This window comes from Pseudomonas sp. 10S4 (assembly GCF_034344865.1).
GTDB lineage: Bacteria > Pseudomonadota > Gammaproteobacteria > Pseudomonadales > Pseudomonadaceae > Aquipseudomonas.
Genome location: NZ_CP133774.1, coordinates 1,572,674 through 1,596,759 on the forward strand (window position 1 = coordinate 1,572,674; position 24,086 = coordinate 1,596,759).

Annotated in this window: 23 protein-coding genes and 1 pseudogene; 6 read left to right on the forward strand and 18 right to left on the reverse strand. The window is 54.8% G+C overall.

Annotation, left to right across the window (positions count from 1 at the left end; all coding sequences use genetic code 11):
- The 5 genes from exbD (at window position 1) to RHM58_RS07440 (ending at window position 5,948) form a co-directional block, all read left to right on the forward strand.
- Window positions 1-429, forward strand: coding sequence for a TonB system transport protein ExbD (gene exbD, locus RHM58_RS07420; RefSeq protein WP_201190481.1), 429 nt, complete (start codon window positions 1-3; stop codon window positions 427-429).
- Window positions 426-1,175 (forward strand): TonB family protein, encoded by a 750-nt coding sequence (locus tag RHM58_RS07425; protein ID WP_201198950.1) that lies wholly within the window; start codon window positions 426-428, stop codon window positions 1,173-1,175. The genes exbD and RHM58_RS07425 overlap by 4 nt, the downstream gene beginning before the upstream one ends.
- A gap of 278 nt (window positions 1,176-1,453) precedes the next feature.
- Entirely contained in the window at window positions 1,454-2,383 is a 930-nt protein-coding gene (locus tag RHM58_RS07430; protein ID WP_201198952.1) for a hydrogen peroxide-inducible genes activator, read from the forward strand.
- A gap of 9 nt (window positions 2,384-2,392) precedes the next feature.
- Window positions 2,393-4,468 carry an ATP-dependent DNA helicase RecG gene (gene recG / locus RHM58_RS07435; protein ID WP_322269975.1) on the forward strand — a complete coding sequence of 692 codons (2,076 nt, stop codon included), beginning with the start codon at window positions 2,393-2,395 and terminating at the stop codon, window positions 4,466-4,468.
- 79 nt (window positions 4,469-4,547) lie between these two features.
- Window positions 4,548-5,948, forward strand: a complete 1,401-nt coding sequence (locus RHM58_RS07440) for an aminoacyl-tRNA deacylase and HDOD domain-containing protein (protein WP_201198956.1) — start codon at window positions 4,548-4,550, stop codon at window positions 5,946-5,948.
- Window positions 5,949-6,136: 188 nt separating this feature from the next.
- Here RHM58_RS07440 and RHM58_RS07445 read toward each other — a convergent pair.
- From RHM58_RS07445 to RHM58_RS07500, 12 genes and pseudogenes are all read right to left on the reverse strand, one after another.
- A pseudogene (locus tag RHM58_RS07445) lies at window positions 6,137-6,208 on the reverse strand (helicase); the annotation flags it as partial.
- A gap of 394 nt (window positions 6,209-6,602) precedes the next feature.
- On the reverse strand, window positions 6,603-6,746 hold the full coding sequence (locus RHM58_RS07450; RefSeq protein WP_201255101.1) for a hypothetical protein: 144 nt from the start codon (window positions 6,744-6,746) through the stop codon (window positions 6,603-6,605).
- Between the two features lie 94 nt (window positions 6,747-6,840).
- Window positions 6,841-7,218 carry a helicase gene (locus tag RHM58_RS07455; RefSeq protein WP_201255100.1) on the reverse strand — a complete coding sequence of 126 codons (378 nt, stop codon included), beginning with the start codon at window positions 7,216-7,218 and terminating at the stop codon, window positions 6,841-6,843.
- A 192-nt stretch (window positions 7,219-7,410) separates the two neighbouring features.
- The gene (locus RHM58_RS07460) at window positions 7,411-8,487 is read right to left on the reverse strand and encodes a bacterial transcriptional activator domain-containing protein (RefSeq protein ID WP_201255099.1); all 1,077 of its coding nucleotides are present in this window, start codon (window positions 8,485-8,487) and stop codon (window positions 7,411-7,413) included.
- A 2-nt stretch (window positions 8,488-8,489) separates the two neighbouring features.
- Window positions 8,490-8,912, reverse strand: a complete 423-nt coding sequence (locus RHM58_RS07465; RefSeq protein ID WP_322269976.1) for a hypothetical protein — start codon at window positions 8,910-8,912, stop codon at window positions 8,490-8,492.
- Between the two features lie 67 nt (window positions 8,913-8,979).
- Complete coding sequence (locus RHM58_RS07470; RefSeq protein ID WP_201255098.1) at window positions 8,980-9,366, reverse strand: hypothetical protein; 387 nt, start codon at window positions 9,364-9,366, stop codon at window positions 8,980-8,982.
- Window positions 9,367-9,369: 3 nt separating this feature from the next.
- On the reverse strand, window positions 9,370-9,852 hold the full coding sequence (locus RHM58_RS07475) for a hypothetical protein (protein ID WP_322269978.1): 483 nt from the start codon (window positions 9,850-9,852) through the stop codon (window positions 9,370-9,372).
- 20 nt (window positions 9,853-9,872) lie between these two features.
- Window positions 9,873-10,301: a hypothetical protein gene (locus tag RHM58_RS07480; RefSeq protein WP_322269981.1), complete on the reverse strand. Its 429-nt coding sequence runs from the start codon at window positions 10,299-10,301 to the stop codon at window positions 9,873-9,875.
- 40 nt (window positions 10,302-10,341) lie between these two features.
- A complete protein-coding gene (locus RHM58_RS07485; RefSeq protein ID WP_322269982.1) occupies window positions 10,342-12,777 on the reverse strand; it encodes a PEP-utilizing enzyme in 2,436 nt (811 codons plus the stop codon).
- Window positions 12,778-12,786: 9 nt separating this feature from the next.
- Complete coding sequence (locus RHM58_RS07490; protein ID WP_322269983.1) at window positions 12,787-14,193, reverse strand: TIGR01777 family oxidoreductase; 1,407 nt, start codon at window positions 14,191-14,193, stop codon at window positions 12,787-12,789.
- A 109-nt stretch (window positions 14,194-14,302) separates the two neighbouring features.
- Window positions 14,303-14,713: a hypothetical protein gene (locus RHM58_RS07495; RefSeq protein ID WP_322269984.1), complete on the reverse strand. Its 411-nt coding sequence runs from the start codon at window positions 14,711-14,713 to the stop codon at window positions 14,303-14,305.
- A gap of 47 nt (window positions 14,714-14,760) precedes the next feature.
- Window positions 14,761-15,582, reverse strand: a complete 822-nt coding sequence (locus RHM58_RS07500; RefSeq protein ID WP_322269986.1) for a hypothetical protein — start codon at window positions 15,580-15,582, stop codon at window positions 14,761-14,763.
- A gap of 385 nt (window positions 15,583-15,967) precedes the next feature.
- Here RHM58_RS07500 and RHM58_RS07505 point away from each other — a divergent pair, with 385 nt between their 5' ends.
- Window positions 15,968-16,357, forward strand: coding sequence for a DUF6124 family protein (locus tag RHM58_RS07505; protein WP_201255095.1), 390 nt, complete (start codon window positions 15,968-15,970; stop codon window positions 16,355-16,357).
- A gap of 70 nt (window positions 16,358-16,427) precedes the next feature.
- On the opposite strand, the gene RHM58_RS07510 is transcribed toward RHM58_RS07505, so the two are convergent.
- The 6 genes from RHM58_RS07510 to RHM58_RS07535 all read right to left on the reverse strand — a co-directional run bounded on the left by RHM58_RS07510 (window position 16,428) and on the right by RHM58_RS07535 (window position 24,040).
- Window positions 16,428-17,771 carry a lysozyme inhibitor LprI family protein gene (locus RHM58_RS07510; RefSeq protein ID WP_416195322.1) on the reverse strand — a complete coding sequence of 448 codons (1,344 nt, stop codon included), beginning with the start codon at window positions 17,769-17,771 and terminating at the stop codon, window positions 16,428-16,430.
- A gap of 37 nt (window positions 17,772-17,808) precedes the next feature.
- Window positions 17,809-18,810 (reverse strand): XAC2610-related protein, encoded by a 1,002-nt coding sequence (locus RHM58_RS07515; protein WP_322269988.1) that lies wholly within the window; start codon window positions 18,808-18,810, stop codon window positions 17,809-17,811.
- Between the two features lie 104 nt (window positions 18,811-18,914).
- A complete protein-coding gene (locus RHM58_RS07520) occupies window positions 18,915-19,355 on the reverse strand; it encodes a lysozyme inhibitor LprI family protein (RefSeq protein ID WP_322269989.1) in 441 nt (146 codons plus the stop codon).
- Between the two features lie 149 nt (window positions 19,356-19,504).
- The gene (locus RHM58_RS07525) at window positions 19,505-19,909 is read right to left on the reverse strand and encodes a hypothetical protein (protein ID WP_322269990.1); all 405 of its coding nucleotides are present in this window, start codon (window positions 19,907-19,909) and stop codon (window positions 19,505-19,507) included.
- 1,936 nt (window positions 19,910-21,845) lie between these two features.
- A complete protein-coding gene (locus RHM58_RS07530) occupies window positions 21,846-22,616 on the reverse strand; it encodes a hypothetical protein (RefSeq protein WP_322269991.1) in 771 nt (256 codons plus the stop codon).
- 86 nt (window positions 22,617-22,702) lie between these two features.
- Window positions 22,703-24,040, reverse strand: a complete 1,338-nt coding sequence (locus RHM58_RS07535) for a M23 family metallopeptidase (RefSeq protein ID WP_322269992.1) — start codon at window positions 24,038-24,040, stop codon at window positions 22,703-22,705.
- Window positions 24,041-24,086: the final 46 nt, after the last annotated feature.

Consider the following 24,086-nt stretch of genomic DNA (forward strand, 5'->3'; position numbering starts at 1 on the left):
ATGGGCCTGCATTTGAAAGAAGGCGCAGACGACGATCTGGCCGAGAACCATGAAATCAACGTCACGCCGTTTATCGACGTGATGCTGGTGCTGTTGATCATCTTCATGGTGGCCGCTCCGTTGGCCACGGTGGACATCAAGGTCGACCTGCCCGCCTCCAGCGCCAAACCGGCGCCACGGCCAGAGAAACCGGTGTTCCTCAGCGTAAAAGCTGACCAACGCCTGTTCCTCGGCGAAGACGAAGTGAAAGCCGAAGCCCTCGGCGCCACGCTCGACGCCAGGACCAAGGGCAAGAAAGACACGACGATCTTCTTCCAGGCCGATAAAGGCGTGGACTACGGCGACCTGATGAGCGTGATGGACAACCTGCGCTCTGCCGGTTACCTGAAGGTGGGTCTGGTCGGTCTCGAGTCGGCAGTCAAGAAATGAACACAACGCGCCATAAGCTGACGCGTTACGGCGGGAGCCTGGCCGTGGTGCTGGGCGTCCATGCGCTGGCCATTGCGCTGGCGTTGAACTGGACGGCACGCCCACCGATCGAGCTGCCACCGCAGGCGATGATGGTGGAGTTGGCGCCGGTTCCGGCCCCGCCACCGCCCGCACCGCCAAAGGTCATCACGCCACCGCAGCCACCGGCGCCGGTAGAAGAGCTGCCGATACCGAAACTGGCTGAAGTGCCGAAGGCCGAGATTGCCGTGCCGAAACCGGTTAAACCCAAGCCAAAGCCTCAACCGCCCAAGCCTGTGGAGAAAAAACCGGAGCCGCCGAAGGAAAAACCGTCCGAGGCAAAACCGAGCGACGCGCAACCGACTCAGGCACCGACCGAGAAGTCCGCGCAGCCAGCTCCGGGGCCTTCGCCCGCCCAGCAGGCCGCCAAGGCCAGTTGGCAAGGCACGTTGCTGGCTCACTTGGCCAAGTACAAGAAGTACCCGGCAAGTGCGCAATCTCGGGGCAAGGAAGGGTTGAACCGCCTGCGCTTCGTGGTCGATGCCGAAGGTAATGTGTTGTCGTTTGAACTGGTGACCGGCTCTGGCAACGCCGATCTGGACCGGGCCACCCTGGAAATGATCAAACGCGCACAACCACTGCCCAAGCCACCGGCCGATATGCTGAACAACGGCTCTATCGAAATCGTTGCACCGTTTGTTTACTCGCTGGAAAAACGCCGGCGTTAAGTCACCGCAAATCCCCCTGTGGGAGCGGGCTTGCTCGCGAACGCGGTGTATCAGCCAACAAAGATGCTGGATGTGATGGCCTCTTCGCGAGCAAGCCCGCTCCCACAAGGGATCGCTGGCAGCAGGGATATTTGTGAAAGGCACCCGAAAGGTGCCTTTTACATATCCGCCAGCGGCAAACCTGCATTGCCTTGTGTCACTCAACACACTCAGTCTGATAACGTGCGTCTATCGATTGCAGCCGGTATGCTTGGCCCGCAACTTCATGGACGCTCGCTATGACTCTTACAGAATTACGCTACATCGTTACCCTCGCCCAAGAGCAGCACTTCGGCCATGCGGCCGAGCGTTGCCACGTCAGCCAGCCGACCCTGTCGGTGGGCGTGAAAAAGCTTGAAGACGAACTCGGTGTGCTGATTTTCGAGCGCAGTAAGAGCGCCGTGCGCCTGACTCCGGTCGGTGAAGGCATCGTGGCCCAGGCGCAAAAGGTCCTGGAGCAAGCCCAAGGCATCCGCGAACTGGCCCAGGCCGGCAAGAACCAATTGACCGCCCCGCTGAAAGTCGGCGCGATCTACACCGTCGGCCCGTACCTGTTCCCGCACCTGATTCCACAACTGCACCGGGTCGCCCCGCAGATGCCGTTGTACATCGAAGAAAACTTCACCCACGTGCTGCGCGACAAACTGCGCAACGGCGAGCTCGACGCGATCATCATCGCCCTGCCGTTCAACGAAGCCGACGTGCTGACCCTGCAACTCTATGACGAGCCGTTCTACGTCCTGATGCCGGCCCAGCACCCGTGGACCCAAAAAGAAACCATCGACGCCAGCCTGCTCAACGACAAGAGCCTGCTGCTGCTCGGCGAAGGCCACTGCTTCCGCGATCAAGTGCTGGAAGCCTGCCCGACGCTCGGCAAAGGCAACGACGGCGCCAAGCACACCACGGTGGAATCCAGCTCCCTGGAAACCATCCGCCACATGGTCGCCTCCGGCCTCGGCATCTCGATCCTGCCGCTGTCGGCAGTGGACAGCCACCATTACGCCCCCGGCGTGATCGCCGTGCGTCCACTGTCGCCACCGGTGCCGTTCCGCACCGTGGCCATCGCCTGGCGCGCGAGCTTCCCGCGGCCGAAGGCGATTGAAATCCTCGCTGACTCCATTCGCCTGTGCTCGGTGGCCAAGCCCGCTGCGCCGGTGGTTGCGGGTTAAGTCGCTGCCATGACCGAGTTGTCGCAAGTGTCGGTGACGGCACTCAAAGGTGTCGGCGAAGCCATGGCCGAGAAATTGGCCAAGGTTGGCCTGGAAAATCTCCAGGACGTGCTGTTTCACCTGCCATTGCGCTATCAGGACCGCACTCGTGTGGTCCCGATTGGCCACTTGCGACCGGGGCAAGACGCGGTGATCGAAGGCACCGTCAGCGGCGCCGACGTGGTCATGGGCCGCCGCCGCAGCCTGGTGGTACGGATACAGGACGGCACCGGCGGTCTGAGCCTGCGCTTCTACCATTTCAGCAACGCCCAGAAAGAAGGCCTCAAGCGCGGCACGCGAATTCGCTGTTACGGCGAAGCGCGGCCCGGTGCGTCCGGGCTGGAGATCTACCACCCGGAATACCGCGCCATCACCGGCGACGAGCCGCCGCCAGTGGATGAAACCCTGACGCCGGTTTACCCGCTCACCGAAGGCCTGACCCAACAGCGTTTGCGCCAACTGTGCATGCAAACCCTGACTTTGCTCGGCCCGAGCAGCCTGCCCGACTGGCTGCCGACCGAATTGGCCCGGGACTATCAACTGGCGCCGCTGGCCGATGCGATCCGCTACCTGCACCACCCGCCCGCCGATGCCGACGTCGACGAACTCGCGCTCGGTCATCACTGGGCCCAACATCGTTTGGCCTTCGAAGAACTGCTGACGCATCAACTGTCCCAGCAGCGCCTGCGCGAAAGCATGCGTTCCCTGCGCGCACCGGCGATGCCGAAAGCCACCAAACTGCCGCCCAAGTACCTGGCCAATCTCGGCTTCACGCCGACCGGCGCCCAGCAACGGGTCGGCAATGAAATCGCCTACGACCTCAGTCAGCACGAGCCGATGCTGCGGCTGATCCAGGGCGACGTAGGCGCCGGTAAAACCGTGGTCGCCGCCCTCGCCGCGCTGCAAGCACTGGAGGCCGGTTATCAAGTCGCGCTGATGGCGCCCACCGAGATCCTCGCCGAGCAGCACTTCATCACCTTCAAGCGCTGGCTCGAACCGCTGGGCATCGAAGTCGCGTGGCTGGCCGGCAAGCTCAAGGGCAAGAACCGCGTCGCCGCACTGGAACAAATCGCCAGCGGCACGCCAATGGTGGTCGGCACCCACGCGCTGTTCCAGGAAGAAGTGCAGTTCAAGAACCTCGCGCTGGCGATCATCGACGAACAACACCGCTTCGGCGTCCAGCAGCGTCTGGCATTGCGGCAGAAAGGCGTTGGCGGGCGGATGTGTCCACACCAACTGATCATGACCGCCACGCCGATTCCACGGACGCTGGCCATGAGCGCCTACGCCGACCTCGACACCTCGATCCTCGACGAATTGCCACCCGGCCGCACCCCGGTCAACACCGTGCTGGTCACCGATACCCGGCGCGTCGAAGTCATTGAGCGAGTGCGCGGCGCCTGTGCCGAAGGGCGTCAGGCCTACTGGGTTTGTACGCTGATCGAAGAGTCGGAAGAGCTGACCTGTCAGGCCGCCGAAACCACCTACGAAGACCTCACTGCCGCCCTCGGCGAGCTGAAGGTCGGGTTGATCCACGGCCGCATGAAGCCCGCCGAAAAAGCCGCGGTCATGGCCGAATTCAAGGCCGGTAACTTGCAACTACTGATCGCCACCACGGTGATCGAAGTCGGCGTCGACGTGCCCAACGCCAGCCTGATGATCATCGAAAACCCCGAGCGCCTCGGCCTGGCGCAACTGCACCAGTTGCGCGGTCGCGTCGGGCGGGGCAGCGCCGCCAGCCATTGCGTGCTGCTCTACCATCCGCCGCTGTCACAGATCGGTCGTCAGCGCCTGGGCATCATGCGCGAAACCAACGACGGTTTTGTCATCGCCGAAAAGGACCTCGAACTGCGCGGCCCCGGCGAAATGCTCGGCACGCGCCAGACCGGTCTGCTTCAATTCAAGGTCGCCGACCTGATGCGCGATGCCGACTTGCTGCCCGCCGTACGTGACGCGGCTCAGGCATTGCTGGAGCGCTGGCCGGATCATGTCAGCCCGTTGCTCGATCGCTGGCTACGTCATGGGCAGCAATACGGCCAAGTGTGAGCAGCGTCTCAGTTTCTGGACCATCGTTCCGAGCAAGCTGGTTATACTCCTGCAATTGTTTCAAAAGCGGATACACACCATGACCGAAGCTGCCCTCGCCCCAGAACCCCCGCACGCTCCGTCTGTAATTCGGCTGCTGCTCGGCAAGCTGGGCATCGCCTACGAAGAAGTTCTCGACCATCACGGCCTGAACGCCGCGCGCAAAGTGCAGGCCGTTTTGCTCGATGATGCGGTCGGCGCGCTCATGGTGCTGTTCCCGCAAAGCCAATTGCTGGACCTCAATCGCCTCGCCGAACTGACTGGCCGCCGATTGACCGCCGTCTCGACCGAACGCCTGGAAAAAATGCTCGGCAAACACAGCCTGAGCCTGCTGCCCGGCCTGCCGGCGCTGACCAGTTCGCCGTGCCTCTACGAAGAAAGCCTACTGCGCGAACCGACGTTACTGATCAACTCGGGCGAGCCTGGCGTACTGCTGGAAATTAGCAGCGAAGCCTTCAAGTCCATGCTGACCAAAGCCAGTGCCGCCAACTTCGGCGAAGCCCTGACCAGCATCCGCCCGAACCTTGACCGCCCTGACGATGACCGCGAGGAAATCACCCAGGCCGTTCAAGCGTTCACCGCGCGACGCATCCAGCAACGCCTGGAAGCGACCATCGAGATTCCGCCGCTGGCTGAAACGGCGCAAAAAATCATCAAGCTGCGGGTCGACCCGAACGCCACCATCGACGACATCACCGGCGTCGTCGAAACCGACCCGGCGCTGGCCGCGCAAGTGGTGAGCTGGGCGGCGTCGCCGTACTACGCCTCGCCGGGCAAGATTCGTTCAGTGGAAGACGCCATCGTCCGGGTGCTGGGTTTCGACCTGGTGATCAACCTGGCGCTGGGCCTGGCCCTGGGCAAAACCCTGAGCCTGCCCAAAGACCACCCGCAGCACACCACGCCGTACTGGCAGCAATCGATCTACACCGCCGCCGTCATCGAAGGCCTGACCCGCGCCATGCCCCGCGCCCAGCGCCCGGAAGCCGGCCTGACCTACCTCGCGGGCTTGCTACACAACTTCGGCTACTTGCTGCTGGCCCACGTCTTCCCGCCGCACTTCTCGCTGATCTGCCGTCACCTGGAGGTCAACCCGCACCTGTGCCACAGCTATGTTGAACAACATCTGCTGGGCATCAGCCGCGAACAGATTGGCTCGTGGCTGATGCGCTACTGGGATATGCCGGATGAGTTGGCCACGGCGCTGCGCTTCCAGCACGATCCGGGTTATGACGGCGCGTATGCTGAGTACCCGAACCTTGTGTGCTTGTCAGTGCGTTTGTTGCGTAGCCGCGGGATTGGGTCCGGGCCGGATGAAGACATTCCGGATGCGTTGCTGGAGCGGGTTGGTTTGACTCGCGACAAGGCGAATGATGTGGTCAGCAAAGTGCTTGAGGCTGAAGTGCTGCTGCGCGAACTGGCTTCGCAATTCTCCCAAGCCTAAAAGCTTCGCGGGCAAGCCTCGCTCCTACAGGATTTATACGATCCCTGTAGGAGCGAGGCTTGCCCACGAAGAATCCACCTCGGTCTACCTGACTCACCACCAACCCCTGTGGCGAGGGAGCTTGCTCCCGCTCGGCTGCGCAGCAGCCGCAATCCACCCAACGCGGTGTACCTGACCCCCTTCTGATCTCAAGCCTTAGGCTTAGCCTTCCTAGGCTTCAAATACTTGGTCAACCCCTGGAACCAGATCACCAGCGCCGGCTCGGCATTCTCGCGGCAGCCACTAGCTGAAAAGACGCTGAACCGTGTATTCGAAACCATACACGGATCCGACATTACGCCGACAAATCAGACAGCAAGCCGGTGTTAACCTTTGTTCAACTTCGGGGTTGCCCCGCAGTAGACCCATCTTTTAATGGTCGAATAATTCAACAATAAAAATGCTGATCTGCGCTCCTCGTTGCCTTGCCGCAACTCGTGCAGTCTCTTTAAGTATCCAGGGGGTCACAATGTCTATTGGTGCAATCTCAACTTCGATTCCAACCACCACCACCGCGCCCACTCAGGCCGCGACTGCGTCGAGCCAGACAGCCACGCAATCGCCGACTTCCAGTACAACCGCCAGCAATACCACGGCAACCCACAAGCACCATCATCACCGCGCAGCACAAAGCAGCACTGCCAGCAGCACAACCGCATCCTCAGCCGAGCCTTCACCGACGGTGAACGGCAGTGGGCAAACCGTCGGCACGACCATCAACGTCACGGCGTAAATGCTGTAGAAGTCACTCAGATTCATAAACCCCGCTTTGGCGGGGTTTTGTATTTAAGCCTGTCGCTCTGAAAGCAGCGCGCCAACAATGATCAGGCTGGGCACAGTCGCTCCAGCAGATTCAGGGCTTGGGTTTGCGCGGCTTCAAATACTTGGTCAACCCCTGAAACCAGATCACCAGCGCCGGGTTGCCCTTAATCTGAATCGACTTGTCCTGAATCCCCGTCATAAACGCCAACTGCTTGTTCTTCGCCTGCATCGTGGCAAAGCCATACGCCGCATCTTTAAAGGCAATCGCAAACGCCGGCTCGGCATACACGCCGGACTTACTGGTGATGCGCTGATCCTTCACCCGGAAATGCCGCGCGACTTTCCCGTCCAGGGTCTGTAATTGGAATACAAGCTCCTTGTCACCCAACTGCTGTTGAAATGCAGGATTAGTCCGACTGGCCTTACCCATCAACAAACCCAGCATCCACAGAAGAAAACGAAATTTCATGCGCAAAGCCTCAAAGGAAAATGAACGGCTGGCGGAGTGTAGCGGCTTAATTCGATAACAACATCATCGAGCTGCGTTAGAAGAAGATGTCACGCTTTTTGACACCAATGACTGCCAAGTCACGCTAATCGTCTGACAAAACACGCCCCTGTAGGAGCTGCCGAAGGCTGCGATCTTTTGATCTTGCATCCATCATTCCACCGCTCCATTACTGCGCTCTAACACCCGCCCGGGAATCTTCGACACCTTGCCCGCGTCGCTCATCAACGAGGCGTATTGCTTATAGGCCTGCGCCGCCAGCTCCCTGTTTTTCAAACCCCAGTAACTGTCCGCGAGGTTCAGATAGGCCACGGTTCGGGTCGGATTCCGGGCAATCACCGCGTTCAACAACTCGATGGACTCTTCGTAATAACCGGTTTCACCGAATAGAAAACCCAAGTCGTTAGACCAACCGGGCATCTGAGGGAAGTCATACTTTTGCGCAATGTAGCTGTGCGGATAACAGTGGCCTTCACCGCCATCCATCAGGAAATTCGCCATCAGCGTCGAAACGGCCTCGGTCTGCCCTTTTCGATACAGCGCCAGTGCCTTGTCGAGCTGTTCCGCGACGTCAGTCATCATCAGTTTTTTGTTGTCACCGGCAGATTTAATGCGCAAGTCAGACAACTGCTCAAACACCTTGCGTCCATCGAAAGACGCTAAAGACATTTCACCGACCAGGCTTTTGGGTACTTCTTGAACACTGACAATTGAGTGATCACAGGACTCGTTGTTGACCACCTGCAATACATTTTTCAGCTCGAACTGCCTGGAGTTTTTGTCGTAGCGAAACACCAAATTGAAGTTATAAACGGCGTTATCTTCTTCGCTGCTGACCAGCACAAGGGCGTTCCCGGCTTCGGCAGAAGACTGCTTGACCGACACGGTGTCACCCTGCATGTCGACGACCTTCAACACACCCGCCGGGTTGTTGATTATGTTGACGCTGAAGACATCGCTCATGGCCGACGAATATTGGCTCTTGATCAACGGCAATGCCGTTGATGTGTCCAGCAGAATGTTATCGCTGCCGCCTTGCTCCGGTGATATCAACAATCGGTGGTTGGTCTCATCAGCATCGCCGGTCAGCACAAACACCTTTTGACGCGATGCATCACCCAATAAACTGGCCGGCATCTCCTTCAGAACTTGAGGCGCGGCAACCGCACTTGAACAGCCGATCACTAGCAAGCAAATCGAGAACTTCAGCTTACAAACTACTGTAAACATCCTCACCACTGACACCCCGTCTCAGGAGAAGACTCGACCAACGGGTCATGCTCAAACCCATAGCGTTTCTTACTTTTAGCGTTTGTGTAGAACATGTCGTCAATCCGCCCACCCTGACTGACCATGACGTACTCGCCCGTGACGGCCCCGCCAATTACTTCCACCCACGTGGTGGTGTATTGATAGGGACGGCCATTGGACAGTTCTTCATGCTCAGTACTTTTGTGCGCCAGTGGGATCGATTCTTTGGACGTCGAATACTTGATCGCCGCCCCGCTCCACTTGGCTGCCGGGTCGTAGTAGGTTCTGAACTCAAACTTTATGTCCTTGCCTTCCCGAGCTTTGAAACAGTTGATCTCTGTTTTCACTTCGCTGTGAGCGATCAAGGGGAACGCTAGCAGCAACAACATCCATAACTTTTTCAAGAACAACTCCCTGGTTTTGACTAACGCACTCGCAATTGGCGCCGCACCATTACGGCCCCTCCAAGCATTAACCCGCATGGGGTCTGGCCAGGCAATGCGAATAGCCTTCGGCAAACCGGCTATCAAATGACAGCGCCACGGGCTCATCCAGTTCCGCTGAGGTATTGAGTAATGACTGGGTGGCCGGGGTGTATTTGATCCAGCCGATGACTCCGCTGCCGTCGGTGTCGTAAAACAGCTGCGCGCTAACACTTTCCCCGTCATCGTCATCGATCAGCAAGTTGACCTTGTCCTTGATGACATACAGAAACGGGAAGTTGCTGCTTCGGACCAGGTCGGTCAGATAGCCGTAGCAACCTCCTTCGTTTTCGGTTGTTTGATCGGCGTAAGCAGTAGGCAAGATCAGCAAGCCGCCCAACATCGATCCCAGGAAAAACCTGATAAAGCGCTGCATCGTTTACTCGTCCTTGATTTTCAACAGCCGAAATTCGTTGCTCACGAACTCGTAATAGCGAACCCGGTCGCGGTTCTTCAGGGGTTTGCCCTGCATGTCTTCTTCGGTATCGGAGGTGATGCCAGAGACGATGATCAAGTTGCTGTCGGGCTTGTACGTCAGGTCCAACAAGTTGCCGTCATAGGCATTCGGCAGGCCTGTTGCGACGTCTCCGGTCTGCGCATCGAGCAACTCGACACACATCGTGCTGCCGCCACAGCCCACCTTATGCAGCACGTAGTGCCCAGCGAAATTGACCTGACCGGCCAGCGCTTGTGACCGCGCTTCATCCATCCATTGATTGCTGTTTTCCTGCGGGACTAACGCGTGGTTTGGGCCGGTAAAAACATCGGTGATGGAGAAGTCTTTGAACGCAGGGTCAGCGGCGAAACACTGGGTGGCTGCAATCGTCAGGAGGCCGCCCATCAACATCGAAAGTCCTTTCACGCTGTAGCTCCTGAATGAATTCATTGTTCCCATTGGCATCCGTTTTCCGGAGATGAGTCGATAGCCGGATTAAAAAGAAATCCGTACTCCTTACCGTTCGACTTCTTCGTGTAGTTCATCGAAACAATCATCCCGCCCTGACTCACCATTTCATATTCGCCGGTCACCTTTCCGTCCAACACCTCGGACCACGTCTGAGTAGTCAGCCAAGGTCTGTCGGGGCTCACCTCTTCAGCCTGGTCATCGGTTAAAACCAAAGAAATCGGCACACCGGACGACGCGTACTTAACAAAACCTCCCTGCCACTTATTTGAAGCGTCGTAATAGGTTCGCAACTCGAACTTCACCGGACTGTCTTGATCCAGTTGAAAACATAAATTCTCCGACGTCACCTCGCAGTGCGCCGTCAATGGCATCAAACCGATCAATAACAAGAGTATTTTCTTCACTTCAAATCCTTTGAAATAACCACCACCCCAAAATCCCGCCCTACGTCACCAACACCAACTCCCCATCCCGATACAACACCTCACGCCCCACCCACCCCACATCCACCTGCGGCAACACCGCCGAAGGCTTGCGCAACTCCCGCAGCAAAGTAGAACCATGAGACAACCGCCCACCCATTCGCGCAATCACCGCCCGCGCGGCCTGATAGTGCGCATGCCGCCCAGGGTCCAGCGTGTCTTCGAGCAAAATGTCTCCACCCAAAATCCCCTGCACCTGCCCCGGATAAATCATGAACCCGGTTGCTTGTTCCGTACCTTCGCGGCCGTCCTGCCAGAAGCTGCCGTCGCGGGTTCGAATGTCCGGATGCGGTGCGAACCAGTGCGCCCGGTCGGCCATCGGCATGGCGTGATGGAGGCGGAAGAAGATCCGCATCAGGTTGTCGCGGTACCACTCGCGCACTTGCAGGTAGTAGCCGCGCAGGCCCGACAGGCTGGTTGAATGGGCGACGCGGATCAGCGCGGGCCATTGCGGGAAGGCTTGCAGCGGCAGGTCGGTCGAGGCCGGGCGCGGTGTGCCTGGATCGGTTTCCCACGGCAGTCGATGCGGACTGTTTTCGAGGTTGTCATACGCAGTTGGCGGGCGGCCAAACAGGTCGCCGCCGCTGCTGGCCAACGCCGTGGCGATGCACAGATTGCCCTGCACCACGAACACATAAAACCGGGTGAACCAGTCCGCCAGTTGCTGGCCGTCGGCACTTTGGGCGATGAGTTCGGAGAGTTCCTGATCGAAGCGCTGCAAACCCCTTTCCAGCGTCAGCAAATGCCCGCGAGCGATACGTTGCATGCGTAGAAACAGTGGCAGAGAACGTGCTAGACGCAACGGTCGCCAAGGCAGATGCGGTGTCGCGCCACCCACTTCTCCGGCGTAGCTGCTGGCAGAAATGCCCCAGTCCGCCAGCCGCGCCAGAAACAGATCATTGTTGATGTACGAAGCACCGCCAAACACCGCGGTGAACGGCTCATTGTCCTGCAACACCCGCGAATCCCAACGCGCCATGATCGCCGGAATACTCGCCGCCGCACGTCGTTGCGCATATTCCACGAACACGCTCGGTTGCGGCGGCAGGATCTCGGCGATGTTGGCGGCGGTCAGGTGTCGGCGCCAGCCGTAATCGCTGATCGGCCGGTATTGCAGCAGCCAGAGTTGCTGGCCATCCCAGGCCCATTCGACGTCGCCGGGCACGTAGTGAAAGACCCGCAACACGCCTTGCAGAAAGCGCCACAACAGGTCCGCCGTCAGACCGTGGGACGGCTTGAACGTGTCGCTGCTCCACGAATCGCCGAGGCGGGAAATGATCGCGCGTTCGGGGCTGACCTGACCGTCGGCCAGCGACTCCAAGTGCCCTTCGACCCATTCCAGTTCCACCGACAGATGCCGCACAAACCCAATCCCGGACAGCTGCGGCGTGATGAAGCGCTGCACCACGACTTCTTCCACACCCTCGGAGCTCAGTTCGGCAATCCGCGCCGGAACATTCACCGTCGGTTCGCGCAGGAATGTGGTGCTCAACCCGGCGTTCGCCGCGTCAGCCTGATCCTCGCCATAACTGGAAGAACGCACCGCCCACGTGGCGTCCGGTTGACTGGCGAGGAACGCAGGCAACCGCGAATCAAGAGCATCGTTGAGCGACAGCGCCGGCGGCACCGCTTGCCCGGCCAACTCGGCCAGACGCAAACGGCCACCCTTGGTGTGCGCCACAAACCCACGCTCGCCCGACTCCAGCCACGCGGCGAATTCCGCTGGCGAGTCGATCCACGGGTAATGCCCCCAGCCGGTTTTCAAACTGATCGTCAGATCCGCGCGGGCCAGAATCGCCGACCACGCGGCAGCCTGGGCGATGCCGAGCACGTTGTCCTGATCGCCCCACACCAACTCGACCGGGCCAATGATCCATTCCAGCAACGGCAACGCGGTATCGCCGCGCACCAAATCCCAGTGCGGCACAAACGCGCGGCAACGAGCATACCCGGCGCCCATGCGCTGGTACTGCGCGGGGGTCCAGGTCTGGTTGGAGAATTTGTGTTTGAACAGCCCCGGTTTATTCGCCAGCAGCCAATGAATGGTCTTGCGAATCGGCAGCGGCGACATCAGCGCCGGCAACCGTCGTTGCCACAAAAACGCCCCGACCGGCGCCAGCAATACGCTGCGGCAAAAGTGCCCCGGCGACCGTTGCAACGCATGCAACACCAGCAGCGCGTTGACCCCGACCGCCATGATCGCGCTGCCCTTCACCGTCATCCCCAGCAACGCCTGCGCGAACGCCGCAAGGTCCTCGCACGGCGCTTGAGGATTGTTGCCGAACCCCGGCAGTTCCAGCGGCACAACCTGATAGCGCTGAAAGTGCGGCAGCGCGTCATCCCACCAATCGGCGGCGCTGCCGTTGCCGGCCAGCAGGTACATCAACGGCTTGCTCATGGACAGTCCTCAGGCCAGATCGCGCAGGGCAGCGTCGAGGGTCGGGAACCGGAACGTGTAACCCGCCTCGGTCAGTCGGCTCGGCACCACCCGTTGACCGTCGAAAAACAGCTCCGCCATCTCCCCGGCCAGCGCCCGCACCGGCGACGCCGGAATGTGGAACCACACCGGGCGTTTCAGGACTTTGCCGGCGCGCTCGGCGAACACACCCTGACTCACCGCATCCGGCGCCACCAGGTTGTACGTGCCGCTCAAACTGTTGTCGTCGAACGCCCGGGCGATCACCTGAAGCACATCATCGCGGTGCACCCAACTCATGATCTGCCGACCATCGCCCATGCGCCCGCCGAAGCCCAGTCGAAACGGCATCAGCAACGGCAACAACGCGCCGCCGGGGCCGAACACCACGCCCAGTCGCAGCACCACCTGACGCACGCCCAACCCGGTGGCCGGTTGCGCGGCGGCTTCCCATTTGGCGCACAACTCGGCCATGAAACCGTCGCCCTTGCTCGCGCCTTCATCCAGGCTTTCGCTGGCATCGCGCACGCCGTAAAAACCAATGGCCGACGCCTGCACCCACAGTCCTGGTGTGTGCCTGGCGCTCTTCAGCCAAGTCATCAGCGCTTCGGTGGTGTTGACCCGACTGGCGAGCAGTTGCGCCTGCCGCGTGGCACTCCAACGCGGCCCGGCGACCGGTGCGCCTGCGAGGTTGATCACCACGTCAAAGGTTTCGTCGTGGCTGAGTTTGCTCAGTGACCGCACGCACCGAGCGCGGCCATCAAACAGGTTTGCGGCTTTCAACGGATCGCGAGCGAGAACGCTGACGGTGTGGCCGGCGTCGAGCAATTGGTTGACCAACGCCTCACCGATAAACCCGGTGCCGCCGGTGACCAGCACCCGCTTATAAGCGCCGCCCGCGAACGGGTTCGCCGGTGAGCCTTGATGCCGGGGGAAGTCTTTTGAAGTGTTTGCGCGACGGTCGTGGCGATAGAGCCAGAACAACGGCGGCAGCAACGTCAGCAGCGCGACGCCGTCGATCCACAGGTTCAACCAGAGCTTTGCGTCCAGAGAAAACCACAGGTCTTGCGGTGCCCAAAGCACGATGCCGGCGATCAACCCGCCCCACGCGATGGGGGTTTTGAATCGATTGCCGAGGTGCACGAGGGCGAGCATGTAGAGGGAATAACTTTGCAGCGTGGCGCCGAATACGGCGAGCCACCAGAGCTGTTGCTCGCGGGCGGCGACGGGCAAGGTGTCGGCGGCCCAGAAGGCGTGGTCGAGGGTATGCAGGTAGCCGTCGAGCATGCCCGAATGGCCGGCCCAGGTCAGGACGATGCTGACGAATAGATGCACCAGGGCCATGGCGTATAGCCAAGCGACCAGGGCTTTGCGACGGGTGTTTGCGGGGACTGGCATTCCGTGTCCTGAGGTCTTCCGTGAGGGGGGCAAGTCTAAAGGAAAACGGGAGATTTAGTGATTAATCCCCGAGCCCGTTTTGCCTCAGCCATACAGGCCGGGACCTGGACTAGCAACCGTCGGCATCAGCGCACTTAACCCAGCCTCGGATCGCTTTACCCTTGGGCGTTTTGAACATGATTTTCAGAAACCCGGCTTCAACCCCTTCCTGCAACACTGAATCGCCCTTGATCAGGTACATCTTCGTCGCCTCGGCCAGCACCGGCGAACTGTAAATCGGGGTCTTTTTGTTAATCGAGAGCTTCACCTCGTCCCCTGCGGCCCAGTGTTGATAGCCGGGGGAGTTGAGTTTGGCGACGATGGCTTCGGCGGTTTTATAGGGGAAGGTGTAGACCAACTCCTCCGACTCGGCATCGCGGGCGATATCGCCGCCATTCCCGAAGTAGTTCGACAGTCGCTCATCCCTGACGTAACCCGCGGGTGTGTTGGCGTAGGCGTGAACCGTGTAGTAATCGCCCAAATAATTAACGCCGGTATCGGCTCTGATTCCGACCGCGTGGACGATGATTAACTCGGGCTCGGCACCGGGTTTGGTCGTTGCGAAGAAAGCGGCTTTGACCGTCCCCGTGGCCGCCAAAAACGGCAGCCCCGCGATGTTCTTTTTGGAGCCGTCGGCACAATCCACAAAATCGACGTCGATGGCCATGTCGTCGGGGTCTTGGGATTCGCCTTCCGGCAATTTGACGTAGTTGAAAACGATAGCCCCCGAGTCTGTTTGCAGTGCCGGAAAGGCTTCACTTTTTGGGGGCACGCAGGTGATCGCCGAGAGGATTTTTTCAGGCTCGATTGATCCTCTTTAGAGAAGGTATTGCACTGGGATACGACGACAAAGCCCTGCGTTGTTTGCGCCTGAAGCGTATTGCAGATCAATCCGAAACCTTCAGTACCACCGGGGCCAGGGTAGATCGCGTTTTTCATCTCCAACAACGTCCAGCCCGGTTGTTTCATCGCCGCTTTTGCTGTCGGCGCGGCGTCTGAAAACTCCATGAGGGCGTCGCCGTGAGGCAATGCGATCAGCCTGTTATAGCGCTGCGCGTCGTTGATGCCGACGACCGCCAGAACGTCTGGCAGGTTTTTGCCCGAGACGATGAAGGTGGGGAGGTTTTCGATTTCGTTGGTGGACTCAGGTTCGTTGCGGGGCACGAGTTTCAGGATGTTTACGTCCCCTTGCTGCATGCAGCTTGCGACTTTCAGGGCGGTTGGAGGGATGTCGAAGGGGCACGGTTGATCGGCAGCGTCCGCCTGCGGCATGGCCAGGAACAGGCTGAATAGGAAAGCGGCCATCAGTGCTGCGCGGTTTTTGTTCACAAAACAATCCATGTCGATCACTCGAAAAGCCCTTGTTTAAGCGGTGTGGTGATTGTGTTTAAAAGTGTCGAATCATCCGCTGACATTGCCTGCACAACCATCGGAGATTTCCTTCGATACGTGGGGGTGTTCGTGAACTAGGCGGGGTTTGAGTTCATCGATAACCTCGTTCTCGTCATCGCAAAAAACGGTGACACGGACGTGCAAGTCCGGAATTGGTACACAATCGGTTATGGCTATTCATTGAGCGTTTTCTTATGCTCGCGAATTGTTATGGCGGCTGTGTGTGGGAGACCTTCGGGTCTGCCGGTCTACCGATTCCGGTCTTGCACACCTATACACAGCTGCCACCACCTTTTCGAAGTGCGAGCGAAATGGTGCTAGCTCATTAAATCGGTATTACTAAATGATCAAACCAACACCTAATCCACCCGACGACTTATCCACATCCCCCTACGAATCCCTCGATTCCAGAAAACTCCACGAGGCCGCCGAACGCGCCCTCGACTATCACCTCGGCCCCAACCCCGAGGCGAAAACCAAACCAAAGCCCCGAAAAGGCGCGCTGTTCAGCGTCTCCCCCGACATCGACACCGAAGCCCTCCTGGCCAACGCGTCCGAAGACCTGCTGTCCATCAGCACCATCGCCGCCAACCTGGCCGACGACATCGACGGCCCACGACGCTCCGTCGCATTGGCGCTGAGCCGATTGGCGGATGGCGTGCGGTTATTGGTAGAGCGAGCGCTGGACCATATTGACTCGCCGAATCCGGGGGAGCATCGGGCTAAGGTGTAGTAGGAATAGGAAGGGGATGTAATGTCCCCTTCTTCAATCAAGTGCATCGCTCAAGTGTGCACGTCGAGATTTACAGGCAGTGACTGGCCTTGATCGATTCCGAGCCTTGCGAAACCAAGCGCTTCACGCCGTCGAGACCCTGCGGGGTGTTTTTAGCCGCTGACAACTGATAACAGGCCAACGCCCGGGACAGATCTTTCGTTCCCAACTGGCCGTTCTCAAAAGAAGAGCCCAGATAGTCCATCGCATCCGTGGACCCCATGGAAACCGCGCGAATAACTTCCCTTTCTGCCTCCTCGGGGTGCAGGCAAGGACCGTTATAGTCGGTGGAATTACCGTTACAAAAAAACGTGGCATAACCCAGAGCGCCGCTCGCTGTCGTCGATGCCGCTTTGAACAAAGCCTCCACCTTACTGGTTTCCAATTGAGGCGCCATCTGCGAAAGACTCAAACGTGCCGCCGACAAACTCGCCTCCGGATCACCCGACTCGGCAGCACAGACGTAGTTTTCCAGGGATGCCTCAATCAACTCCGCAGTCAGACGGTATTGCTCAAGAAACCCCAACCCACCCAAACCCTCAGCGCGTTGATAACACAGGTTCTCAGCGCGGCTCATTCCGGCTCTAGCGGGTGCGATAAGCTCCCTCTCACTGAGCGACCAATCCTCAATCCCCACCAGCGCCCAACACGACTTTTTAGCAAAGTTAAAAATCTTGATATCGCTATTACCGGCCCGTTTATCCACAACGTTCATATGAGTATCGTCGACCGTTTCAATCTGAACCGTTTCACTCCTGCCCTGGATCGCAGCCATCAACGGAAACGTCAAACTGGCGCCTGGCTCAGCAGTAATTTCCGGCAAAAATCGGCCCGGGTCTGACGTCCGTTTCAACACCAATATCTTCACTGCGAGTGCGGTTAGGCGCTGCTGGGACTCGGCTTTGGCGGAAAACGCGGGCAGGAACTGAACAAAATCTTGGGACGGACACGAGGCATTCGTCCCGCTCACACCATCAGGAGCTATCTTATCCAGATAAGCCGAACGCTCCTGACTCATGCTAGCGATGCAATTGTTTACCACCCCCACGTATGCGGGCTTACCCGCCTCAATTTCAAATGCCTCTACGGCGCAATTTGTATCCCGTAACTTGATCCATGCACGCTGTGATTCCTTCACCGTCGCCGAATACTCCTCCCCCAATTTGGGATCGGCCAGGTATTGAGATTCAAGCCTCGCCATCAGTTGGTGATAGCTCGTATTCAACTGGTTATCGGCTGTTTTTTTCGCAGCCTCGGAACAAGGGACAACCTGCAAACTAGAGGTAATTTCGCTGCATTCGTCTTGGGCGAACGCTGCCGAAACCGGTAGTAGCGCAAACGCGCCCAGTATCCAACTCAATCCAAAACGCTTCACTGTCTTCAATCCTTGATTCATATAGGTTGTGCCGGTTTTATGTTTGAGAGAATTTTGTCACGCACCCTTTAGGCTTATTCATTTCCCAATAGGTACTAAGTAGCGCTTTCCGAGCCCGCTCTATTCGGAGATTGACAAATCCATCCCCACAATCAGGGCGCAACTCCTTAAAAGAACCCGATTCAGGCTGGTAAACAAAAATCCTACTAACGGTATAAGTCCCCATCCCATCATCGACCTGCCAAACAGCGAAATCCTTTTTGCCGTCAAAGTTAAAATCGTCTACTTGAATGTGCAACTCGTTGATTGCTTCGAAATCGATTGTCTTGGATTCAGCACGAGAGCCGTTTTTAACACCAACCACTAAAACAGATCCGTTCAGCGCAAGAGTGGCCTCAACTCCTTTCGATGGATGGAAAGTAGTAACAGGCGTAGAAGCCGGGGCATTGAGGTCTGATACACCTTTCTCAACTGAAGCCAGATACTTCTTAATACTCGCTGCATCCTTGTAAGGACACACTACTTCTTTTCCAGTAGTTAAATCACGACCATCATTACAGTTCTGCAACGCAGGGTACTCTTGATCGCCGGTGAAAAAAGCAACAGACAACTCATCGCCGTTTTTAATCAGCGGCAATTCCATTACCGAATAGCTAACACCTTCAAACCCAGCATTTGAGGCTTTGCTTCTCATCAACACATACATTGATTTCTGTGCTCTGTCCGGCAATGTCCTCTCATAGAAAAATACTGACGCAATCTGCTCGCCTTCAATCTTCCACACATAATTTAGCGAAGGCTTGGCAACATTGATGGGCGAATAAAATATTTCCGCGTAGGGCACATGAGTTTCTACTACCTTGCCTTTCAAGTTATTCTTCAAAAAAAACACAGTAATCTTTTGATCACCTAATGAAGCTATAACAGGAGGGTGTAGCTCTCCGATAGTACGCGCATCCTCTGCCAATGCGCTTTGACTGGATAGTCCAATCATTATTGCGAGAGCGCAGACACCGCTGAAAACCCTGTAAAAATCCATATACTTTCCATAGTAACAATAAATTACAGGAGGGATATCATCTCCTCTTCACAGCAAAGAGCGCAGCATACGAAAACTGCTATAAACTACGCCACGCTACCGGATCACTTTTTCTTAGGAACGTTATAGTTATCTGGAAAGGTATTATCTAAATAACTTGATCGCTCGAGACTCATTTTGGCGACGCAAATATTCACTGTCACCTCATAAGCCGGCATTGACTCATCATACTCAAAAGCTTCTATAGCACAATTAGTGTCTCGTAGCTTCAACCAAGCCAATTGCGAAGATTTTAACTTAGCCAAGAATTTTGCTCCTAGATCAGGAGCTCTTTGATATTGAGCTTTTACCCTTGCTATAAGCTGCTTGTAACTTAAATTCAGCTTTGAATCAGCAGATTCCTTTGCTTGTTTAATACATAGATTAAATTCCAAAGTTGACGCAACAACACCACAATCATTTCCACTTGCAAAAACAAAGAGCGGGCAAACCAAGCAAACAAATAGCACAAACGATTTCATAGTTACTCTGTCGATGACTTGCATAAATAATTGGCTCTTTGCTAGGTCGGCTCATGCTGCGGATTTCACAGAGCCAAATTTATTTAGCGAAAAATAGAAGCCTAGCCTATCCAATAAATAAATCCGTCCACTTTCAGCCATTCCCTATAATCATAAAATCAATATTACTAGATCTACTCCGCAGTACAATGCGGCCCGCTAAGCGCCCCATTTTCCACTGTAAATTTACAGACCTGAATTTCGTCCTTAGTTAACCTCAGGGGCATCAATCTCAAAGTAAGCACAAGCTCACTATCAGTGAACTCACCCTTTTCCAACCAGGTTTCCGCAAAGTCCGTATTAAAGCTTTTCCCAGATATGCTGCAAAAATCCAGCGAGCTAACCGCAAGCCCAGCACCGCCGGCTTTTAGTATTTGGACTTTTATACAAGGATCATCCAACGTTTGATAATAGCGAACTATATTTCCAGAAACTGTATTCGTGTCGGCTTTGTATATTTTGGAGATGGGCTGTTGGTTATTTTCTGCAACTGCATAGCTTGAGATAAAACAGATAACCAACAATATGAGATTCTTCATGAAAACCACCTAATCTATAAAGTTCGAAAAAATGGTACAGATTTATGATAGACAAATGACGATCAACCATTCCATGAGGGAATCTGCACTCTATTTTCTGGGCCTGGTTTTTGATTTTATTGAAGAGAGCCGACATGACTTCGGCTCTTCCATCGCTTTTTTCAGGAGCAAAAGGGGACGGATTTATTTAAATAAAAAATAAATCTACCCCCTTTCACTATGATTTGCTTAGATAATTGGCTCCTTGCCAGGCCGGCTCATGTTACGAATTCCACAGAGACAGATTATTTATCGAAAGCTAGAAGCTTGTCTTAGCCTATCAATAAATCTGTCCCTTTTCAGCCTTTTACTTGGCGATTTGATCCGCTCCAGAGATACGGAAGTATCTAGAAGCAGCATTAGGTGACAAATACTTCTGAGCCTGCAAAGTAAAAACTAATGCAGGGGGTAACGCAACCCTTTTTTAAAACCCACTCATTTGGCGAGTCCTTCTCTAATTCTTCAGAGATCTTTACCAGTGAGTCTCCATCCATTTCGACTGGGCACGCACTTACCATAAGTGCTAGAAAACATATTTGTTGCGCTATCATTGTCTTCCAAAAGCGATTGATAACTCAGTGACGCCAATGGAGACACAGGCTTCTATAGAAAACACCTGATAATGCAATTTTGTCCGCACTGGCGACAGTTTCTTCTCGCGAGAAAACAAATTTCTCATCCTTAAAACTACTTATTATATTTCTAAAATAGCAGACACTACTTGAGGGACTACAGAAACGATAACGAATCGTTATATTTCCGTCTACTACAGACAAACCTTGAAAAATATCCAACCCTCCACTATTTTTAAGAGTTCTCGGAACTAGATTTTCATTCCTCAACAACTCCTTACCACCAGATATAACACTTAATGTATAGAACTCTGAACCGTTATCTGCCAGCTTAACTTGGTCTAAATTTCCATCCCCAGTCACATCTCGGTTAAGCAATAGAAAATCAGCAGCATTTACATGACCAATGCAAGCACTAAGTAAACCTATTGTAAAAAACTCTTTTATCGAAAAAATTTTTCATTTGTCCAAATCCTAGTGAGCTGGGGGATTTCTTCAGGGACGGATTTATTTATCGAAAGACAGAAGCCTAGCCTATCCAATAAAAAATCTGCCACCTTTAACTTATAAATAAATCTGTCCCCTGTCACCCTCTGCACAAACAAATCTATCCCTCTTTTTTATTCTCGTTTATTCTAATCTTTTTACCGCACACTATTAAATGCACCTCAATTAGACAACGGTGACGCAGCCTCCCCCCCCATAAACTCAATAGTTTCAATCATTTTAATAACCCGCTTAAGAGAAGACCCTTTTAGATCTTTTCAAGTAGGCAACATCCCCTCCTCCGCATAACGCAGAGTTATTAACAGGAATGCAGAAGTTGAAACTCCTAGTCCGACCTTCCTCATCACCACTGGTTACATCCTGGGATATTCCAGCCCCTTCCCACCCCTTACCCTTCAATGGATAAAATGTGTTGTGCATCTCTGAATCGCTAGGAGCACTTGAATCTAATTCCATAACCCAACCTTTATCGGTCAATTTACCTCCATGAAAACCTGGAAAAATCTTCGGCTGACGCTGGACTTATGCACCTAAAAACAAGATTAACCTCGAGTGTTTTTTTGATTTTGGGTTTTGATTAACTTTGAATAATAGAACAAATGAGGAACGCTTCTTTTTCGGTGATTCTATGCTTACCGCCGTAAAAATCCGTCATGCGAAAGCTGCAAGTGTCCTAAATGCGCTTGAATAGACGCGGCAACGCGACTTTATTCTTTTCTTCAGCCCATGATGAAACAGAAAAAACCATAAGCAATGCAAAGCACTACTCTTGAGCTCATCATCATCTCGCTTGCCTTAAATTCTTCAAGGCTGTTCTTTTAAGTTGCTCCATTGGCATCTGGAAAATTCATTTGCTCAGTCAGCACCTTCAGGGAGTTAGTGTATGCTTGAAACCGCGCAACTATTCCGTTTACTTTTTTAATTTTATCTAGATCTGTAACTGGCTTGCCGAAGTTTACTGTTGCTGCCACTTGACCAAAAACATTGCAGCTATAATAAATATATTCCTTGGGCCCAACCTGTATCGTGGAACGCTGCATTTCCGGATGTTGATCAGCAATTTTCGCGGCTCCCGTCCACGCCCAATAAGCGCCCGCACTTTGGGCTGCATCTATTGATTCCATCATGACGTCGTCACGCCACTGAATCATTTTTACCGTAAGCCCCTTAGTTTTTAGATCACTATCTGCCAAGTGAATATTTTTCCCAGTTTGATCTGCCTTCTTAGCAGCGGCGGTCAGAGTTTTTGCTAAAGAACTTGGAACGGTACGGCCAAGGAAGGCCCAATACTTTACATAATTATCTGGCCATGTCAGTTGAAAAAGTCCTCGTCCATCCCAAGGATAATATTTTGCATCTGAATTATTTTCGTATAGCTTGCCAAACCATTGTGTTTCTTGAGTAGAGTTACCAAAAAAAGCGGCCATCCGTAAGGGATTGCCCGCCACGATGAATTTTTGCAACGTTCTATTTAGAGAAATATTGATATTTGAAATATTCAGCTGAGACGTAGCACTTAATTGGACAGGCTCAGAAACCCAGGCCCCTTTGCTGATACGCAAAGCGCTGGTAGGCAATAGCTGTGTCAACTCTGACTCACTAAGCCAACCACACTTCCTAAAAATCTCAATAAAATCTCTGGGTGGAAAGTGCCAATGTTTTGGACTGATACCATTTAACGCGGCGTCCTCCCAAAAGCCATGGCGTCCTGATGGGCTTTAAGTTTCTCGTAGTCAGCCTGTGGCATGGCCTCACCTAACTCTGACTCCTTTAGAAGCCAACCATAGCGAGTGTCGAAATCACTTTTACCCCATTCACTAGGAAACTTGAAGATGCATCGACTGACCAGCTTCTGGGAGCTTTCTTTCTGGATGATGGCTTGATTATGTTGCTTGATCCGATATTTTTTGGTGTAGATTCCTAACTCTTCAGGTTTAAGAGGTGCGTGTTTGTAATTCGGATTAGCAGATATCTCAGCAAGGCTCCTGTGGGGCGGGTAAAGCGGATCTTCATCAAGTTTCAACAGGCCTCGTAAATAAGGAGATTGACAGTGGCTGTCATCATCGGTGTCATCATCGATTAGGTTCCAGCCTTGCCAATGTGGAAAGTCAGCATCGCTGAAGCAGCCGACAGTGCTGGCATTTAGATTGAACCATGCAACTCCGCCAGGGAATGCAATTTGCCTCCAATGCGCCGCGTTGGCTGGGGTTAGAGCGTCGGGACCAAATATCCGACCAAAGCGCAATAACTCGTAACCTGCACTGGGGCAGACGGGGTAACGAGAGCTCGCAACTTCGAAAAGATCGTACTCAAAATTATTTGCCTCTTTATGTTCCCCGATGCATTCGCCGTTAACATCATGCGTGGTCAAAACGCACTGCCCCTTGTTAAAGCGCATACGGATGATTAATTCTACTGGCGGGCGAACGACAAAACTGCTCTTATTATTCGAGTCACTCCATACAGTAGGACGATCCGAAAATCCCATAACTTCTGGGGGTAGATAAAAATACATATCACCCCAGCAACTATCAGTACGACCAGATTTTGTTCGATAGGCCAGCTCACGATCATTACGCCCCGTCAGACGCGTCACTTGGTTATCGTCAGCAATAATCTCAAAGTGAATTTTGTGGTTCGCACCATAAATTTTACCCGCCTCACCGAGAGTGTCTTTACGAAAAATCCGCATGCCCTTTATCGGTTCGGCTAGGGTAATTTTAGAGAGATGCATATAGATCGAATAGAAGACAACTTTTGAGCTCGCACCTTCACCAATCTCGGTCTCGTGACGCAAGATGATGCAGCCATTGTCTGTCCAGCCACCATAATTTAATGGCGCATCAGGATTTGCCTCAACGGGGGATGGTTTACGAAAGTAGGCAAGGGTGCCATCCGCAATGGCTCGGACAGGGAGAAAATCACCTCGTTCTGTAGGAGCTTTAAGGTGAGTACCGCCATGCCAGTTCAGGTCAAAACTGATCGGAAAAAGCCATCTCCAGGCGCACCGCACAACATGGCTCTGTCCAGAAATGCTTCATCGCTTTCTCCAGCGACAG

Excerpts from the sequence above, each read along its gene's own strand:
- exbD (WP_201190481.1), top strand. The coding sequence starts at position 1 with ATGGGCCTGCATTTGAAAGAAGGCGCAGACGACGATCTGGCCGAGAAC.
- RHM58_RS07425 (WP_201198950.1), top strand. The coding sequence starts at position 426 with ATGAACACAACGCGCCATAAGCTGACGCGTTACGGCGGGAGCCTGGCC.
- RHM58_RS07430 (WP_201198952.1), top strand. The coding sequence starts at position 1,454 with ATGACTCTTACAGAATTACGCTACATCGTTACCCTCGCCCAAGAGCAG.
- recG (WP_322269975.1), top strand. The coding sequence starts at position 2,393 with ATGACCGAGTTGTCGCAAGTGTCGGTGACGGCACTCAAAGGTGTCGGC.
- RHM58_RS07440 (WP_201198956.1), top strand. The coding sequence starts at position 4,548 with ATGACCGAAGCTGCCCTCGCCCCAGAACCCCCGCACGCTCCGTCTGTA.
- RHM58_RS07450 (WP_201255101.1), bottom strand. The coding sequence starts at position 6,746 with ATGAATCTGAGTGACTTCTACAGCATTTACGCCGTGACGTTGATGGTC.
- RHM58_RS07455 (WP_201255100.1), bottom strand. The coding sequence starts at position 7,218 with ATGAAATTTCGTTTTCTTCTGTGGATGCTGGGTTTGTTGATGGGTAAG.
- RHM58_RS07460 (WP_201255099.1), bottom strand. The coding sequence starts at position 8,487 with ATGTTTACAGTAGTTTGTAAGCTGAAGTTCTCGATTTGCTTGCTAGTG.
- RHM58_RS07470 (WP_201255098.1), bottom strand. The coding sequence starts at position 9,366 with ATGCAGCGCTTTATCAGGTTTTTCCTGGGATCGATGTTGGGCGGCTTG.
- RHM58_RS07485 (WP_322269982.1), bottom strand. The coding sequence starts at position 12,777 with ATGAGCAAGCCGTTGATGTACCTGCTGGCCGGCAACGGCAGCGCCGCC.
- RHM58_RS07490 (WP_322269983.1), bottom strand. The coding sequence starts at position 14,193 with ATGCCAGTCCCCGCAAACACCCGTCGCAAAGCCCTGGTCGCTTGGCTA.
- RHM58_RS07505 (WP_201255095.1), top strand. The coding sequence starts at position 15,968 with ATGATCAAACCAACACCTAATCCACCCGACGACTTATCCACATCCCCC.
- RHM58_RS07515 (WP_322269988.1), bottom strand. The coding sequence starts at position 18,810 with ATGGATTTTTACAGGGTTTTCAGCGGTGTCTGCGCTCTCGCAATAATG.
- RHM58_RS07520 (WP_322269989.1), bottom strand. The coding sequence starts at position 19,355 with ATGCAAGTCATCGACAGAGTAACTATGAAATCGTTTGTGCTATTTGTT.
- RHM58_RS07525 (WP_322269990.1), bottom strand. The coding sequence starts at position 19,909 with ATGAAGAATCTCATATTGTTGGTTATCTGTTTTATCTCAAGCTATGCA.